At 63.9% G+C, this 14,941-nt stretch carries 14 protein-coding genes and 1 tRNA gene; 3 read left to right on the top strand and 12 right to left on the bottom strand.

Annotation, left to right across the window (positions count from 1 at the left end; all coding sequences use genetic code 11):
- Positions 1–174: 174 nt before the first annotated feature.
- Positions 175–804, top strand: coding sequence for an NAD(P)H:quinone oxidoreductase (wrbA, locus tag GGQ99_RS07255; RefSeq protein WP_108608377.1), 630 nt, complete (start codon positions 175–177; stop codon positions 802–804).
- Between the two features lie 121 nt (positions 805–925).
- The gene (locus GGQ99_RS07250) at positions 926–1,918 is read left to right on the top strand and encodes an alpha/beta fold hydrolase (protein WP_108608376.1); all 993 of its coding nucleotides are present in this window, start codon (positions 926–928) and stop codon (positions 1,916–1,918) included.
- 50 nt (positions 1,919–1,968) lie between these two features.
- Here GGQ99_RS07250 and GGQ99_RS07245 read toward each other — a convergent pair whose 3' ends face one another.
- The 10 genes from GGQ99_RS07245 to GGQ99_RS07200 form a co-directional block, all read right to left on the bottom strand.
- A complete protein-coding gene (locus tag GGQ99_RS07245) occupies positions 1,969–2,208 on the bottom strand; it encodes a DUF2188 domain-containing protein (protein ID WP_108608375.1) in 240 nt (79 codons plus the stop codon).
- Positions 2,208–2,480: a DUF982 domain-containing protein gene (locus tag GGQ99_RS07240; protein ID WP_108608374.1), complete on the bottom strand. Its 273-nt coding sequence runs from the start codon at positions 2,478–2,480 to the stop codon at positions 2,208–2,210. Before GGQ99_RS07240 ends, GGQ99_RS07245 begins: the two co-directional genes overlap by 1 nt.
- Positions 2,481–2,861: 381 nt before the next feature.
- A tRNA-Leu gene (locus GGQ99_RS07235) sits at positions 2,862–2,946 on the bottom strand.
- Between the two features lie 174 nt (positions 2,947–3,120).
- Positions 3,121–3,843, bottom strand: coding sequence for an outer membrane protein (locus tag GGQ99_RS07230; protein WP_183261661.1), 723 nt, complete (start codon positions 3,841–3,843; stop codon positions 3,121–3,123).
- Between the two features lie 297 nt (positions 3,844–4,140).
- Positions 4,141–4,344: a hypothetical protein gene (locus tag GGQ99_RS07225; protein WP_183261660.1), complete on the bottom strand. Its 204-nt coding sequence runs from the start codon at positions 4,342–4,344 to the stop codon at positions 4,141–4,143.
- A gap of 204 nt (positions 4,345–4,548) precedes the next feature.
- Positions 4,549–6,057 carry a tripartite tricarboxylate transporter permease gene (locus GGQ99_RS07220; protein ID WP_108608371.1) on the bottom strand — a complete coding sequence of 503 codons (1,509 nt, stop codon included), beginning with the start codon at positions 6,055–6,057 and terminating at the stop codon, positions 4,549–4,551.
- A gap of 10 nt (positions 6,058–6,067) precedes the next feature.
- Positions 6,068–6,529, bottom strand: coding sequence for a tripartite tricarboxylate transporter TctB family protein (locus tag GGQ99_RS07215; RefSeq protein ID WP_108608370.1), 462 nt, complete (start codon positions 6,527–6,529; stop codon positions 6,068–6,070).
- Between the two features lie 190 nt (positions 6,530–6,719).
- Positions 6,720–7,697 (bottom strand): tripartite tricarboxylate transporter substrate-binding protein, encoded by a 978-nt coding sequence (locus tag GGQ99_RS07210; RefSeq protein WP_108608369.1) that lies wholly within the window; start codon positions 7,695–7,697, stop codon positions 6,720–6,722.
- 215 nt (positions 7,698–7,912) lie between these two features.
- Entirely contained in the window at positions 7,913–9,274 is a 1,362-nt protein-coding gene (locus GGQ99_RS07205) for a sigma-54-dependent transcriptional regulator (RefSeq protein ID WP_183261658.1), read from the bottom strand.
- Positions 9,271–11,115, bottom strand: a complete 1,845-nt coding sequence (locus GGQ99_RS07200; protein WP_183261656.1) for a sensor histidine kinase — start codon at positions 11,113–11,115, stop codon at positions 9,271–9,273. The genes GGQ99_RS07205 and GGQ99_RS07200 overlap by 4 nt, the downstream gene beginning before the upstream one ends.
- 123 nt (positions 11,116–11,238) lie before the next feature.
- On the opposite strand from GGQ99_RS07200, the gene ade reads away from it, so the two are divergent.
- Positions 11,239–13,050 carry an adenine deaminase gene (ade, locus tag GGQ99_RS07195; protein WP_183261654.1) on the top strand — a complete coding sequence of 604 codons (1,812 nt, stop codon included), beginning with the start codon at positions 11,239–11,241 and terminating at the stop codon, positions 13,048–13,050.
- A gap of 57 nt (positions 13,051–13,107) precedes the next feature.
- Here the strand turns inward: ade and GGQ99_RS07190 are convergent, their stop codons facing one another.
- Both GGQ99_RS07190 and GGQ99_RS07185 read right to left on the bottom strand, forming a co-directional pair.
- Positions 13,108–13,455: an imm11 family protein gene (locus GGQ99_RS07190; RefSeq protein ID WP_183261652.1), complete on the bottom strand. Its 348-nt coding sequence runs from the start codon at positions 13,453–13,455 to the stop codon at positions 13,108–13,110.
- 391 nt (positions 13,456–13,846) lie between these two features.
- Entirely contained in the window at positions 13,847–14,908 is a 1,062-nt protein-coding gene (locus GGQ99_RS07185) for an alpha/beta hydrolase (protein ID WP_404801287.1), read from the bottom strand.
- Positions 14,909–14,941 lie beyond the last annotated feature (33 nt).

Here is a 14,941-nt window from a genome sequence, read left to right as displayed (position 1 = left end):
CTCCTTTTAGACCAAGGTCAGATACAGCCGCCGGGGCAGGCGAGCAATAGTCGCCGTTTTGTGAACGATGCGTCACGTATTGGCCTGCTTTCATTGAACGGGCTTTGCATTACATCTCTCCCAGACGCCAACCCAAGATGGTGTCGCGAGATTTTCCCCCCGCTGGAGTTTGATATGGCTAAGATTCTTGTTCTCTACTATTCGAGCTGGGGTCACATGGAGCAGATGGCCAAGGCCGCTGCCGAAGGCGCCCGCGCAGCCGGTGCCGACGTGACCATCAAGCGCGTTCCCGAGCTGGTTCCCGAGGCTGTCGCCAAGGCTGCCTATTACAAGCTCGACCAGGAAGCGCAGATCGCCGATCCGCTCGAACTGGCCGACTATGACGGCATCATCATCGGCACGGCCACCCGTTACGGCACCATGGCTTCGCAGATGAAGAACTTCCTCGACCAGACCGGCCCGCTCTGGGCCAAGGGCGCACTGCTCGACAAGGTCGGTTCGGTGATGGTTTCGACCGCGACCCAGCACGGCGGCGCCGAGCTCGCGCTGATCAACGCGCAGATCCACCTGCAGCACCACGGCATGGTCATTGTGCCGCTGTCCTATGCCTACCAGGGCCAGATGGGCAACGACGTGGTTCGCGGCGGCGCGCCTTACGGCATGACCACCACCTCCGACGGCGACGGCTCGCGCCAGCCTTCGGCGCAGGAACTCGAAGGCGCCCACTTCCAGGGCAAGCGCGTGGCCGAGATCGCCATCCGCCTGCACGGCAAGGGCTCGAACGCTGTCAAGGAAGTTGCATAACAGCTTCGAATTGCTATGATTTTAGTGAACGGGCGGTCGCAAGGCCGCCCGTTTTGCATGTCACGGGCTTGAGCCTGCGTCTCGTGCCGCTAAGTTGCGGGCATTGCCTGCAGGAGGTTCGATGGCGACCGCGACAACGATTTTTGGCTGGATCGCCAGCATCATCTTCCTGGCCGTGGTTCTCGTCGGCGGCTATTTCGTGCTGGCGACGCGCAAGATCTCGACCCAGGCCGCACGCGCAGTGCCTGCAATCGGCAAGTTTGCAGCACTTGGCCGGCATCGCATCCACTATGTCGAGCAGGGCGAGGGCCGTCCGATCCTGTTCGTCCACGGTCTCGGCGCGCAACTGCACCATTTCCGCCACCCGCTGTTTCCGGAACTTGCCGATTTCCGGCTGATCGCGCTCGACCGGCCCGGCTCGGGCTATTCCACGCGTCCGCCCGGGTTTTCGGGCAGCCTGACCGAACAGGCAGATCTGATCGCGCGCTTCATCGCCGAACTCGGGCTGGAGCGGCCGCTGGTCGTCGGCCATTCGCTCGGCGGCGCCGTGGCGCTGGCGCTGGCGGAAAACCACCCGGAGGCGGTTTCCGGTTTGGTGCTGCTGTCGCCGCTGACGCATCTGGAGGACGAGTTGCGGCCCGAATTCAGGTCGCTCTATATCAAGTCGCCGCTACGCCGCCGCCTGATGGCCGAGACGGTGGCGATACCGACCAGCCTGAAATATGCGCCGCAGACCCTGGCCTTCCTGTTTTCGCCGCAGGAAGCGCCAAAGGACTACGGTACGGCAGGCGGCGGTTTCGCCGGACTGCGGCCGAGCCATTTCTACGCGACATCGGCCGACATGGTGGCGATCGAGAGCGATCTTGGCGCGGTCGAGGCCAGGTACGAGGAACTGAAGCTGCCGGTAGGGATGATGTTCGGCACCGCCGACCGTGTGCTCGACTACCGACTGCATGGCGAGCCTCTGGCCGACAGGATCAAAGACCTGGAACTCGATCTGGTCGAGGGCATGGGGCATATGCCGCAATTCGTCGAGCCGAAGCGGGTCGCAGAGCTGGTCCGGCGCATTGCGGCAAAGACATTTGCCCAACCGGTCGACAAGGCGGCCAGGTAGAGGCGGGAACTGCTCGTCCGGCGATCCTGTTCGCGCCGGGGCGATGGCCGCTAGTCGGAAACCTCGGTATCGGGCCTGTCGTCGCCCTTGGCGAGTTCGTCATGCCAACGGCCTTCCTTGTCCTCGTACTGGATGCCGTCGGTAGAGCCGGAGACACGCTGCTCTGCCGCCGCCGTCTCTGCGGCGCGAAGGGCGTGTTCGTGCGTGGGGAAGGTCTCGGAGAAGGTGTCGCCGACCTTGTAGGCCCAGCCACCGTCGTGCTGGACGACTTCATAGACGAGCTTTGCCATTATTTTTCCTCGCTGGATGACGATGCCGCTATCGGCACCTCGGCTTCCATCGCTGCCTCGACGAAGGCGCGCCGCGCATCCTCGGAAGGGCGTTGCCCCTCGAGCACCTTCAGGCATGTCTGGACGGCGTTGCGGTGACGAGGGCCGCGGCTCAGCGGCCAGGTCGTCGCCAGGCATTCGGCGGCGTCGCCCGCACTTGCGATGCGGCGGTAGTTTCCGGCGCGGCCGAGTTCAACGATGACCGGGCGCGCAAAGGATGTCGAGGCGGCCATGCCGGCTCAAACGTTGACGACCGCATTTGGTTGCATGACGCTTCGCGGCCGGTGGCTCCGTCCGGCGACTTTTGCTGTCAGAGCGGCACGATAGCCAGTATCACCCAGGCGCCGCAGATGGCCGCGCAAAGGCCGAAACAGGCGTTACGATGCTTTTCCCAAAAGTATGGCGCGCGTTCCCAATTGTACTGCATACGCAACTCCCCACTCACCCCACCCGGTGAAGTTGTATTTCAGTGTGAAATATTCTGCAATTTTCCGGTGTGGTATTGACGCTACGAAAGCACGCGGGAGTGGCAATTATGTCACGGAAAGCTTGCCGCTGGTGGCGCGAACGCACGGTTGCCACTGTTCTGGCATCAGGATCGGGAGATTCTTGCCTGGTGCGGACGGCGGGGATCGAACCCGCATAGCCGAGGCTGAGGGATTTTAAGTCCCTTGCGTCTACCAGTTCCGCCACGTCCGCTTGCTTGTCGTTTCAACTAGTTAGGCGATTTCGTCAACTGGCGTTGTGCAGGTCGAAAAATCCATTGTGCAAATCGTGTTCGGTTTTCCTTCGCCGAGCCGTTCGCCGGAGATTGGCGCTGGATGCCTAGCCGGAAACAAAAAGTCCCGACACGAGGCCGGGGCTTGAGGGCGATCAGAATCGGTAATTCAGCCCGACCTTTATCGTGTGGGCGTCGATGTCGACTTCGGCCTTGTCACCCTGAATGTCGGTCAAGCCAACCGTGCCAAAGTCGAAATACTGGTACTCAAGCTTAGTGGTCCATTTTTCGGACAGGGCCAATTCGACGCCACCGCCGATCGTGTAGCCGACGCGACCGCCGCTTCGAGATTCACTACTGTTTCCGTCCAGAGTGCCGTTGATGTCGTTGATGTCGCCGAAAGTAACGTCGTAACGTGTGGCCGCGACACCACCCTTGACATAGATCAGCAGTCGATCAGCTGCAAAGCCCAGCCGGGCGGTCAAATCACCGTAAAGGCCCAGTTTCGCGGAACCGTAATTGTCGGGTTCGTCGAGAATTTCGTTGACACCATCCAAACCCAAATAGCCTATATCCGCCTCCAGGCCATAGACGAACGAGCCGGTTTGCCAATTGTGGCCGGCCTGAACGCCGCCGACAAAACCCTCGGTATCGACGTCATGGGTCTGGCCAATGCTCTCGTCAAAGAAGCTGTCGTCGAGATCAACCGCATTGCCGTTGCCGCGACCGTAGCCAACATGAAGGCCAACATATCCGCCGGCCCAGACAAACCCGGCCGGAGCGAGATCAGACGTTGGCTCTGTCACAACCGCGTCAGCGGCAAGCGCGGCGCCGGCGAACGCGAAATAAACAGCCGATACAAGCAGAATCTGTTTCAATGCCCTGTCCTCAAATCAGTCCGAGGTAATACGCAGATTAGAGGTGGCAATAATAGTCCGTGCACATGCAGGCAATTTAAGTCGATGTTGGTGTAGCCAAGCAGCAACATCACCCGTTCGGGTTAGAAATACCAAAACATCTGTAAGGTCGAATTTTCTGCAGCTTGCGGCTCAAAGGCCACATCAGCCAGATAGCCACTGCATTGGCGTCAGTTCAACTGTCCACCCGAGTTGTCCAATTGCGCGCAGCCGGCAAGGCAGCCGGGCGATATTGCAAGCCCCTGCAACTGCCTGCCGCTACTTCGTCTCGCTGAAATCAAGCAATGGGGATTGCATCGCCGCATCTGGTTTCTTGCGGGCCGTTTTCCTGGCGGGTTTCTTGGTAGCTTCAGTCGCGGCTTTCGCCGCTTCCTGCGTAACAGCGGGCGCTGGTGACACTGCCTTGGCAGCCGCAGGCTTTGCCGCGGCGCTGGTCGCCTTTTCGGTGAATTTGATTGCCATGATGAGGATCCGCCATTTTCACGGCCGCGCGCGAGTCGGCGGCTTTGGTTCTCCATACATGATTTGACGGCTGAGGGGCGGGGAGGCGCGGCTAATTGCGTGAACAACCGTTTGAGCCACGAAGGCGGAATTTCGATCGGCCCCGCCGAAAATGCCAACGGGCGGAAATTCCGCCCGTTGCCGTGTTTAGAAGTTCTGGCCTGCCTATTCCTCTTCGACAAAAACCTCGTCGCGCTTCTTGCGCACCGCCGGCAACAGCACGACGATCAGCACGCAGGCAGCCAACCCAAGCAGCAGCGCGCTGATCGGGCGGGTGACGAAGGTGGTCGGATCGCCGCGCGACAGGATCATGGCGCGGCGCAGGTTTTCCTCCAGCAGCGGCCCGAGCACGAAGCCGAGCAGCAGCGGCGCTGGTTCGCAGCGCAGCTTGACCAGCGCGTAGCCGATCAGGCCGAAGAAGGCGACGGCATAGAGGTCGAAGACGTTGGAGTTGACGCTGTAGACGCCGATGGCACAGAACGCCATGATGATCGGGAACAGCACGTAGTAGGGCACGGTCAAGAGCTTCACCCACAGCCCGATCAGCGGCAGGTTGAGCACGATCAGCATCAAATTGCCGATCCACATCGAGGCGATGATGCCCCAGAACAAGGCCGGCTGTTCGGTCGCGACATTGGGGCCAGGCACGATGCCCTGGATGATCATCGCGCCGATCATCAGCGCCATGACAGGGTTGGCCGGAATGCCGAGCGTCAGCATCGGGATGAACGAGGTCTGCGCGCCGGCATTGTTGGCCGATTCCGGACCGGCGACGCCGGCTACAGCACCCTTGCCGAACTCTTCGGGGTGCTTGGAAACGCGCTTTTCCACCGTGTAGGAGGCGAAGGCCGCGAGGATGGCGCCGCCGCCCGGCAGGATGCCGAGCGCCGAGCCGATGGCTGTGCCGCGCAGGATGGGCGCTGCCATCTCGCGGAAATCCTGCCGCGTCGGCATCAAGCCCGAAACCTTGGCCATCAGCACTTCGCGGGTCTTTTCGCTTTCGAGGTTGCGCAGGATTTCGGCGACGCCGAACACGCCGACCGCGACTGCGACGAAGTTGAGCCCGTCGGCATATTCGCGGATTCCCAGGGTGAAGCGTGGCGTGCCGGTGTAGATGTCTGTGCCGACGAGGCCGAGCAGCAGGCCCAGTACCACCATGGCCAGCGCCTTGATGACCGAGCCATGGGCAAGTGCGATCGACGAGACGAGGCCGACGACCATCAGCGAGAAATATTCGGCCGCGCCGAACTGCAAGGCGATTGCCGTCAGCGGCGGGGCGAAGATCGCGACCAGGAAGGTCGAGACCGTGCCGGCGAAGAACGAGCCGATGGCCGCGATGGCGAGTGCCGCTCCGGCGCGGCCCTTGCGCGCCATCTGGTAGCCGTCGATGGCGGTGACGGCGGACGAGGATTCGCCCGGCATGTTGATCAGGATGGCGGTGGTCGAGCCGCCATATTGCGCGCCGTAATAGATGCCGGCGAGCATGATCAGCGACGAGACAGGATCGCCGATCTGGAAGGTGATCGGCAACAGCATGGCGATGGTGGCGGTAGCGCCGATGCCGGGGAGCACACCGATGAGCGTGCCGAGCAGAACGCCGATCAGGCAAAAGCCGAGATTGGCGAGCGTCGAGGCGGTCGAGAAACCGAGCGCGAGATTGTCGAAGAGTTCCATCTTTTCCCCCTCAGAACGGCAGCCAGGGGCCGAAGCGCTGGAACGGCAGGCCGAGCGCGTAGCTGAACACGACGACCGAGAACAGGGTGACCCCGGCGGCGAGGACGACGGCGGCGAGCGGTTTCATGCGCGTCGAGGCGAAGGCGGCGATCAGGCAGGTCACGAAGATCGACGGCACGAAGCCGAGTCCGCGCACGGTGAGGCCGAAGAAGATCGGCGCCGGCAGGATGAAGGCCATGCCGCGCCAGGCGATCGGGCCGATCGGCTCGCCGGCGACGCGGGTCGCCTGGACGATGACGACTAGGCCGAGCACGATCAGCACGCTGGCCAGGACGAGGGGGAAATAGCCCGGTCCCATGCGGAAGGTGGTGCCGAGGTCGAGACCCAGCGACTGGATGGCGAAGAAGGCGCCGGTGGCGACGAAGATCGCTCCGCAGGCGCCGTTGGTGGGATCGATGGAAAGCTTGTTCATGGTTTCCCTCTTGGGGTTCACCTGGCGCCGCCCCTCATCCGGCCCTGCGGGCCACCTTCTCCCCGCTGGGGAGAAGAGGAAGGCTGAGGTGTTGCCGATCTCCTCTCCCCGTCGGGGAGAGGGCGGCCGAGCGAAGCGGAGGCCGGTGAGGGGGCTGGCTAGGCCAACCCCTAGGCCGAGTTGCTCAGGCTTAGTCGGCGAACTGGCCGGCAGCCTCGATGATCGGCTTCCAGCGCGCGATCTCGCCTTCGAGCTTGGCCTTCAGCGCTGCCGGCGTGGCGTCGGCTTCCGGCGACGGCACGGTGCCGAGTTCTGCGAAGCGGGCAACGACGTTGGGGTCCTTGAGTGCCGCCTGCAGCGACTTTGACAGGCGCTCGGTCACCTCAGCCGGGGTGCCCTTGGGCGCATAGAGGCCGTGCCAGATGCCGACTTCCATGCCGTCGAGGCCGCCTTCCTTGGTGGTCGGAACGTCCTTCAGGACGTCGAGGCGCGCTGGCGAGGTCACGGCGTAGGCCTTGATGGTGCCGCCCTGGATCTGCTTGGTGGTGTTGGTGGTCTGGTCGCACATGATGTCGACCTGGCCGCCGAGCAGGTCGGTCATGGCAGGGCCGGTGCCCTTGTAGGGAACGGTGACCAGCGGCGTGCCGATGGCGCTCATGAACAGCATGCCGCACAGATGCGAGGCGGCACCGATGCCGGCGTTGGCGACGGTCACCGTGTCCTTGTTGGCCTTGGCGTATTCGACGAGGCCCTTGAGGTCGGTCGGCGCAAGATCCTTCTTGGCGACGATGGTCATCGGCACTTCGGTGACCAGGCCGACATATTCGAAGGCATTGAGCGTGTCGTAGGCGAGCTTGCGGTAGAGCGTGGCGCTGGTGGCCATGCCGATGTGGTGGAGCAGCAGCGTGTAGCCGTCCGGATCGGCGGAAGCGACGCGGCCGGCACCGAGCGTGCCGCCGGCACCGCCGACGTTTTCGACGATGACCTGCTGGCCGAGATCCTTGGACATCGATTCGGCGACGAGGCGCGTGACCGTGTCGGTCGGGCCGCCGGCCGAGAACGGCACAACGACGGTGATGGTGCGCTCGGGATAAGTCTGCGCATTGGCGGCGAGCGGGAACACGGCAAGCGTTGCGGCGGCCGTGAGCGAGGCGAGCAGTCTCTTCATGAAATCCTCCCGGGATATTCTGGTCTGTGGTTCCACCCGCGCCTGGTGCCTCCCTGCGCCGGCGGTGGATGGGCGATTAGGACCGTTGGCGCGGGCGCACTGCAATGCTTGCCGTGGCCTCAGGCCGGTAAAAATCATCGAACACGGGGCGAATGGGTGGAAAAGGTAACATCGCCCTTCCGGCGTGTGTGCGTTTCCACACATCGGCGTGGCGGTCAGTCATCTGCACCGTCCACCGCACCCAGGCGATTCTTGTCGAGCCCGTAGCGCTGCATCTTCTCGTAGAGCGTCTTGCGCGAGATTCCGAGCTGCTCGTAGACGGGCTTGAGGCTGCCGCCATGGGCGGTTAGGGCGGCTGAAATCGCGTTCTTCTCGAAGTCGGCGACACGGTCGGCAAGGCGGTCGCCGCTGCCGTTGGCCTCGGTCGCGGCGTCGGGCAGCTGCAGCCCGAGCCCCAGCACGAAGCGGTCGGCGGCGTTGCGCAGTTCGCGCACGTTGCCCGGCCAGTCGCGGCGGGCGACTTCGGCGATGGCCCGGGGCGGCACGTCGACGTCGTCGCGGCGGTAGCGCGCCGCCGCCTCGCGGGCCAATTGCAGGAACAGCAGCGGCACGTCCTCGCGCCGCGACGACAAGGCGGGCATGCGCAGCGTCACGACATTGAGCCGATAAAGCAGGTCGGCGCGGAAACGCCCGGCAGCGACTTCGGCGTCGAGGTCGACCTTGCTGGTGGCGATGAAGCGGACATCGAGCGCGATCGGCTCGTTGGAGCCGAGGCGGGTGATGACGCGCTCCTGGATGACGCGCAGCAGCTTGACCTGGAGGTCGGCCGGCATCGAGCCGATCTCGTCGAGCAGCACCGTGCCGCCGCGCGCATGCTCGAACTTGCCGAAGCGGGGGCGCAGGGCACCGGCAAAGGCGCCGGCCTCGTGGCCGAACAATTCGCTCTCGATCAGCGTTTCGGGCAGGGCGGCGCAATTGATGGCGACGAACGGTTTTGTCGCGCGGCCGCTGATGTCGTGCAGGGCGCGCGCCGTCACCTCCTTGCCGGTGCCGGTGTCGCCGATGAGCAGGACGTCGGCGTCGGTCGCGGCAATGGCGCGAAGCCTGTAGCGCAGGTCGACCATCGCCTGGCTGCGGCCCGGCAGGCGCGCTTCAATGTCGTCGCGCTTGCCGGCGACGGCGCGCAGCTCGCGGTTTTCCAGCACCAGGCTGCGCCGGTCGATGGCACGCGCCGCCATCTCGGTGAGATGCTGGGTGACAAAGGGCTTTTCGACAAAATCATAGGCGCCTTCGCGCATGGCGCGGACAGCGAGCTGCACGTCGCCGTGGCCGGTGACCAGGATCACCGGGATGTCGGCGTCGATCTCGCGGATGCGGCCCATCAGCGTCATGCCGTCCATGGCGGGCATGCGCACGTCGGTGATGACGACGCCGTTGAACCCTTGCGTGATGAAGTCGAGCGCACGTTCGGCCGACGAGACGTCCTGGACAGTGAAGCCGGCAAGGTCGAGCGACTGGGCTGTGGAGCGCCGCAACTCGTCTTCGTCGTCGACAAGGAGCACGATGGGCGGTTTCATTCGGCCGCCTCGCGCACCGCTGCGCGCGCCGCGTCGAGTTCGATGGTGAACAAGGCGCCCCCTTCAGGATGATTCAAAACCGCAAGGGTTCCGCCGAAGTCTTTGACTATGTTGTAGGAAATGGAAAGCCCCAGGCCGAGACCCTTGCCCACGCCTTTGGTCGAGAAGAACGGGTCGAAGATGCGCTCGGCAATCGCCGCCGGCACGCCCGGACCGTGGTCGCGGATGGTGATGGTGACCCTGGAACCCTTGCGCTGCGCGGCGAGCTCGATGCGCCGGTCGGCAAGGCCTTCGACGGCATCGGCGGCATTGGTGATGATGTTGACCAGCACCTGCTGCAGCCGGACCGAGCCCGCCTTGACGGCGAGCGGCGCCGGTCCGAGGTCGACCGACAACGCCGCATCGGCAGCCTTGAGGCGCCATGCCACGATCTCCCCAGTGTCGCGGACCACCTCGTCGAGCGCCACCGGGCCAAGCTTCTGGTTGGGCTTGCGGGCGAAATTCCTGAGGTGCCGGCTGATCGAAGCCATGCGGTCGGCGAGGCTCGAAATGCGCGAGACGTTGTCGCGCGCCTCGTCGATGCGAGCGCGATCGATCAGCGTGGCGGCGTTGTCGGCATAGGTCTTCACCGCTGCCAGCGGCTGGTTGAACTCGTGCGACAGTGCGGCCGACATCTGGCCAAGCGCAGCGAGCTTGCCGGCCTGGATCAGGTCCGCCTGCGTCTGCCTGAGCTGCTGTTCGGCGGTGCGGCGCTCCGCGACCTCGGTCTCCAGCCGGCTGTTGACCTGGGCGAGGTCGGCGGTGCGCTCCTCGACCCGTCGTTCCAGTTCGACCTGCGCACTCTGCTGGAGCTGCATGCGCTCGGCGAGACGGGCGCGGCGCTGCAGGATGACGGCGCCACCGAGGCCGGCAAGGCTGAGCGCGAGCAGCGCCGAGACCACGGCCGTCAGCGCTTGCGCATGGGCGGAGGCGGTGTCCGCCAGCACACGCACCGTCCAGCGTGCCTCGGGCATCTCCTCGGCCAGTTCGAGGAACTCGCGCGACTTGCCGTCCTCCGTGATGCGCAGCAATGGCTGGCCGTCATCCGCGGCACTTCTCGTCACCGGCAGTTCGCGCAGCATGGCATCAGCATAGCGGCGCGACGCTTCGGTGCGGGCTAGCCGTTCGGCGGTCAGCGGGTTGAGGCTGGCATAGAGCCAGTCGGGCCGCCCGCTCATGAAGATGATGCCTTCGGGGTCGGTGACGATGATCTCGTGGTCGCCGCCCTTCCACGACGCTTCGATGGCGTCGATGTCGACCTTGAAGACGACCACGCCGCGGATCTCCATGCCGATGCGGACAGGCGAGGAGAAATAGTAGCCGCGCTTGAGCGAGGTGGTGCCGAGCGCGAAGAAGCGGCCGAGATTGCCGCGAATGGCATCCTGGTAGTAGGGCCGGTAGGAAAAATTCTCGCCGACGAAGCTGAGCGGCAGGTCGTGGTTGGAGGCCGCGATCGTGTCGCCACCGGGGATCAGAACATAGATGTCAGAGGACTTCAGCAGTCCGTTGATTTCTTTCAGGTATTCATTGGCACGCGTGCGCAGGACCGGGTTGTCCGGGTCGCTGACCAGTTCCTTGATGTCGTCGTTGTCGGCGATCAGTTCAGGCAATGGCTCGAAGCGGTTCATCTGGCCGGAGAGGGCCGCAACCGCCAGGCGCAGCGTGGTCTGGCCGCGTGACGCCGCCTCGTCGAGATAGATCCGGTTGGCGAAGGCACCGCCGAAAAACACGATTGCCGCCGCTAGTGCCGCCGCAGCGAGCCCCGGCCACAACCAGCGGCGTGTTTTGAGAAATGGCGGCATCGAAGCGGACCGGACCTGTTTGGCATGACGAGTATAGCGGGCGGGCGCGGCCAAACAACCAAGGCCCTGTTTTCCTCCGCCGCTTTCGCTACAGTCGCGTCAAAGCAGTCAGGAATCCCAGCAATGCCCAGCAAGACCACCTTCGCCAAGCCTCGCCCCTGGACCGAGACCGCACCGGTGCTGGTCGATGTCGCCATGGGCCGCCGGCCGGCCGATCTCGTCATCCGCAACGGCCGCTGGGTGAATGTGCATTCGGGTGAGATCATTGCGGGCACGGATGTCGCCATCGTTGCAGGGCGCTTCGCCTATTGCGGACCTAACGCCAGCCACGCCATCGGCCAGGGCACAAAGGTGGTCGACGCCGGTGGGCGCTATCTCGTGCCGGGACTGTGCGACGCGCACATGCATGTCGAGAGCGGCATGGTGACCGTGACCGAGTTCTGCCGCGCGGTCATCCCGCATGGCACGACCTCGATGTTCATCGATCCGCACGAGATTGCCAATGTGCTCGGACTGCCCGGCGTCAGGCTGATGCACGACGAGGCACTTGCCATGCCGATCAACGTGCATGTGCAGATGCCGTCCTGCGTGCCCTCGGCACCGGGGCTGGAGAATGCCGGTGCCGCGTTGACGGTTGCCGATGTTGCCGAAGCGATGACCTGGGAAAACATCATCGGCCTCGGCGAGGTGATGAATTTCCCCGGCGTCGCCGCCAACAACCCTGTCATGTCGGGCGAGATCGCCGAGACGGTGAAGGCCGGCAAGACGGTGGGCGGGCATTACGCCTCGCGTGACCTCGGCCTGCCGTTCCACGGCTATGTCGCCGGCGGACCGGAGGACGACCATGAAGGCACGCGGGCCGAGGATGCGATTGCGCGCGTCCGCCAGGGCATGAAGGCCATGCTGCGACTCGGCTCGGCCTGGTACGATGTCGCAAGCCAGATCAAGGCGGTGACGGAGCAGGGCATCGACCCGCGCAGCTTCATCCTGTGCACCGACGACAGCCATTCCGGCACGCTGGTTCATGAGGGGCATATGGACCGCGTCGTCCGCCATGCCATCCAGCAGGGACTGAAGCCGGTGACAGCGATCCAGATGGCGACGATCAACACCGCCCAGCATTTCCGCCTCGAGCGCGAACTCGGCTCGATCACGCCGGGCAGGCTCGCCGACCTTCTGATCGTCTCCGACCTGGCCGAACTCAAGATCGACGAGGTCTATGCCCGCGGCGTGCGGGTGGCCAAGGCCGGCAAGCTCGACATCGACATTCCGGCCTATGCTTACCCGGCCGACGCCAAGCAGACGGTGAAGCTCGGCAAGAAGCTGAAGGCGGCCGATTTCGACATCAAGGCACCGGAAGGCGCAAACGAGGTCAGGGTGCGGGTGATCGGCGTGATCGAGAACCAGGCGCCGACGCGCGCTCTGGAGGCCGATCTCGGCGTCGAGGACGGGCTGGTCGCCATGGACCGCCGCAACGACGTCTGCCAGATCGCGCTTGTCGAGCGTCATCGCGCCACCGGCGCGGTGACCAATGCTTTCGTTTCTGGCTTCGGCTACATGAAGGACTGCGCGCTTGCCTCGACGGTCGCGCATGACAGCCACCACATGATCGTCGTCGGCACCAACAAGACCGACATGGCGCTGGCCGCCAACCGGCTCGGCCAGGTCGGCGGCGGCGTGGTGCTGTTCTCCGAAGGCAAGGAACTTGCGCTGGTCGAGATGCCGATCGCCGGCCTGATGTCGGATGAGCGCGCCGAGATCGTCGCGGCCAAGGCCGACAAGCTGGTCCAGGCGATGCGCGACATGGGCTGCAGCCTCAACAACGCCTACATGCAGCATTCGCTGCTGGCGCTGGTGGTCATCCCCGAACTCAGGATTTCCGACGTCGGGCTGGTCGATGTCACGACCTTCGAGAAGGTCGATCTGTTTCTCTGACCGGGCCAAAAGATGAAGAGCAAGGGGCCTGAAGCCAGGCCCTGGCTTGCCTTTGAGTCAGTCCGTTTCTGGAAAATGCTGATAGTGCGCGCCGGTGATGCCGGCCGCATCCAGGGCCGCTTTCAATGCCTCGCTGATTGCCGGCGTAGGCATCACGATGAACTTGTCGATCCAGACGTGGTGGCTGCCGATCTGCGACCGGTTGAAGACCAGTTCCTTCTTGAGATTGCGAAATTCGAATGTCGTCTTGGCGCGATCGACGGTGTCCAGGCGATTGCAGGGAACGAACCAGAACCGGTCGGCGGCATGGCTACCATCCTCCCATACAAACTCGATCGGAAAGAACTGATGGACATCAGGTTCGAAACTTTCGATGACGTCCTTGACCTTCGCGCTGATAAACAAAGCGTAGGCGTCGTAGAGATCCGGAATCTGGCGCTTCGGCCCTGAGAGTTCGATTTTGGTGGGGGAGGTGTGTCGCCTCGATCAGTCGGCCACAATACACGTAGTTGGGCCGAATTCGAACGCCGACATCCCGCGTGAGATCAACTGGCTGGATCTTGTCGACGTCTCCATCCCGGGCGCGAGCGATATAGCCGTAAATCTCTTCGCTCTTGTGACTGAGAAAATAGACCATGATACCCCTGAATCTCGGTGCTCTACGACTGTAGACGGGCAGGATGCTTCAGGAAGTCTTTTCAATAAGCTAAACGACTACAGTCTGGGTTGGCGTTGGACTGCGAAATGAAAAAAGGGGCGCCAGAAGCGCCCCCTTTTTGTTCGTGTACCCGTCGGTCTACTGCAGCCCGCCGCTGAGCATGTTGATGCGGTCGGTGACCTCGCGGTCGCTGGCAAAGCCGTCGTCGGCGCGCAGGCGCTGGCCAAGCAGCTTCACCATCTGCGGATTGTCGGCGAACTTGGTGTGGTTGAAGGAATCGCCACCCTTGGCGTCGGACAGGTCGACGACGATCACGCCGTACTCGGCAAGGTCGCCGGCATTTTTGTAGTCGCCGAGGCGCGGCTTGGAGCCGGCGAGCAGGCCCGAAAGCTTGAGTGCGCGGTCGTCGCCCGACGTCATCAGGAAGAACGGCTTGGTCGGCTTGCCGTAGCGGCGCATCTGGGACTTGAACACGTCGACGTCGATGTCGGGCGAGGCCAGCACCACGTCGCCGAGCTTGCCGCCGAGGTCGCGATCCCCGGTCAACGCCAGCTGGCGCAAGGCTTCCATGGTCACCCAGGTGCCCATCGAATGCGCCACGATGTCGATGCGGCGGGCACCCGATTGGGCAAGCATGCGCAGCGTCACTTCGAGCTGGTCGCGGGCCGCAGCCGCGCTCTCCTTGTCGTAGACATAGTCGGTCGTGTTGCCGCCAGAAGCCCAGGAGAACAGCACCGGCGTGCCGGTGTAGCCGCTATCATGCGCAATCTGCGTGGCGCGGTAGACGCCGGCGTCGAACGAGGTGTTGTAGCCATGCACGAACAGCATGGCGCGGCCGCCGCGCGCGGCGATGTCGGCGGTCAGAGCCTTGGAGAATTCCGGCTGTGTCTCGTAGCCGACTGCGTCGGTGGCGGTGAAGAACTTGGTCGGGTCGGCTTCCTTGCCGCTCTTGCGGCGCTCGATCTGGCCGGTCTGGTGGATCTTCGGCACGGTGACGTTGACCCGCGCGAAATTCAGCGTCGCCGAGCGGCCGCGATCGAAGACCTGCTTGTCATCGGCGGCGTGCTCGCGGGTGGACGCCACGAAAATCGCATGGTTGCCGGCGATCTCCGAAACCGGGACGTTGACGACAGCGCCCGTCAAAAGCTCGCCCGAGGGCTGGTTGATGCAGCCGGACAAAAGGAGGGCGGCAAGGGCTATGCAGTACTTCGACGGTGACACTTTTGATGATCT

Origin of the sequence: Aminobacter niigataensis, from assembly GCF_014200015.1 — a bacterium.
GTDB lineage: Bacteria > Pseudomonadota > Alphaproteobacteria > Rhizobiales > Rhizobiaceae > Aminobacter > Aminobacter niigataensis.
The sequence above is the reverse complement of the archived record's forward strand: the minus strand, read 5'-3'. Positions and strand labels throughout refer to the sequence as shown.

Coding starts and splice junctions, on each gene's coding strand:
- GGQ99_RS07250 (WP_108608376.1), top strand. CDS start 926: ATGGCGACCGCGACAACGATTTTTGGCTGGATCGCCAGCATCATCTTC.
- wrbA (WP_108608377.1), top strand. CDS start 175: ATGGCTAAGATTCTTGTTCTCTACTATTCGAGCTGGGGTCACATGGAG.
- GGQ99_RS07210 (WP_108608369.1), bottom strand. CDS start 7,697: ATGAAGAGACTGCTCGCCTCGCTCACGGCCGCCGCAACGCTTGCCGTG.
- GGQ99_RS07245 (WP_108608375.1), bottom strand. CDS start 2,208: ATGGCAAAGCTCGTCTATGAAGTCGTCCAGCACGACGGTGGCTGGGCC.
- GGQ99_RS07220 (WP_108608371.1), bottom strand. CDS start 6,057: ATGGAACTCTTCGACAATCTCGCGCTCGGTTTCTCGACCGCCTCGACG.
- GGQ99_RS07240 (WP_108608374.1), bottom strand. CDS start 2,480: ATGGCCGCCTCGACATCCTTTGCGCGCCCGGTCATCGTTGAACTCGGC.
- GGQ99_RS07215 (WP_108608370.1), bottom strand. CDS start 6,529: ATGAACAAGCTTTCCATCGATCCCACCAACGGCGCCTGCGGAGCGATC.
- GGQ99_RS07205 (WP_183261658.1), bottom strand. CDS start 9,274: ATGAAACCGCCCATCGTGCTCCTTGTCGACGACGAAGACGAGTTGCGG.
- GGQ99_RS07200 (WP_183261656.1), bottom strand. CDS start 11,115: ATGCCGCCATTTCTCAAAACACGCCGCTGGTTGTGGCCGGGGCTCGCT.
- GGQ99_RS07225 (WP_183261660.1), bottom strand. CDS start 4,344: ATGGCAATCAAATTCACCGAAAAGGCGACCAGCGCCGCGGCAAAGCCT.
- ade (WP_183261654.1), top strand. CDS start 11,239: ATGCCCAGCAAGACCACCTTCGCCAAGCCTCGCCCCTGGACCGAGACC.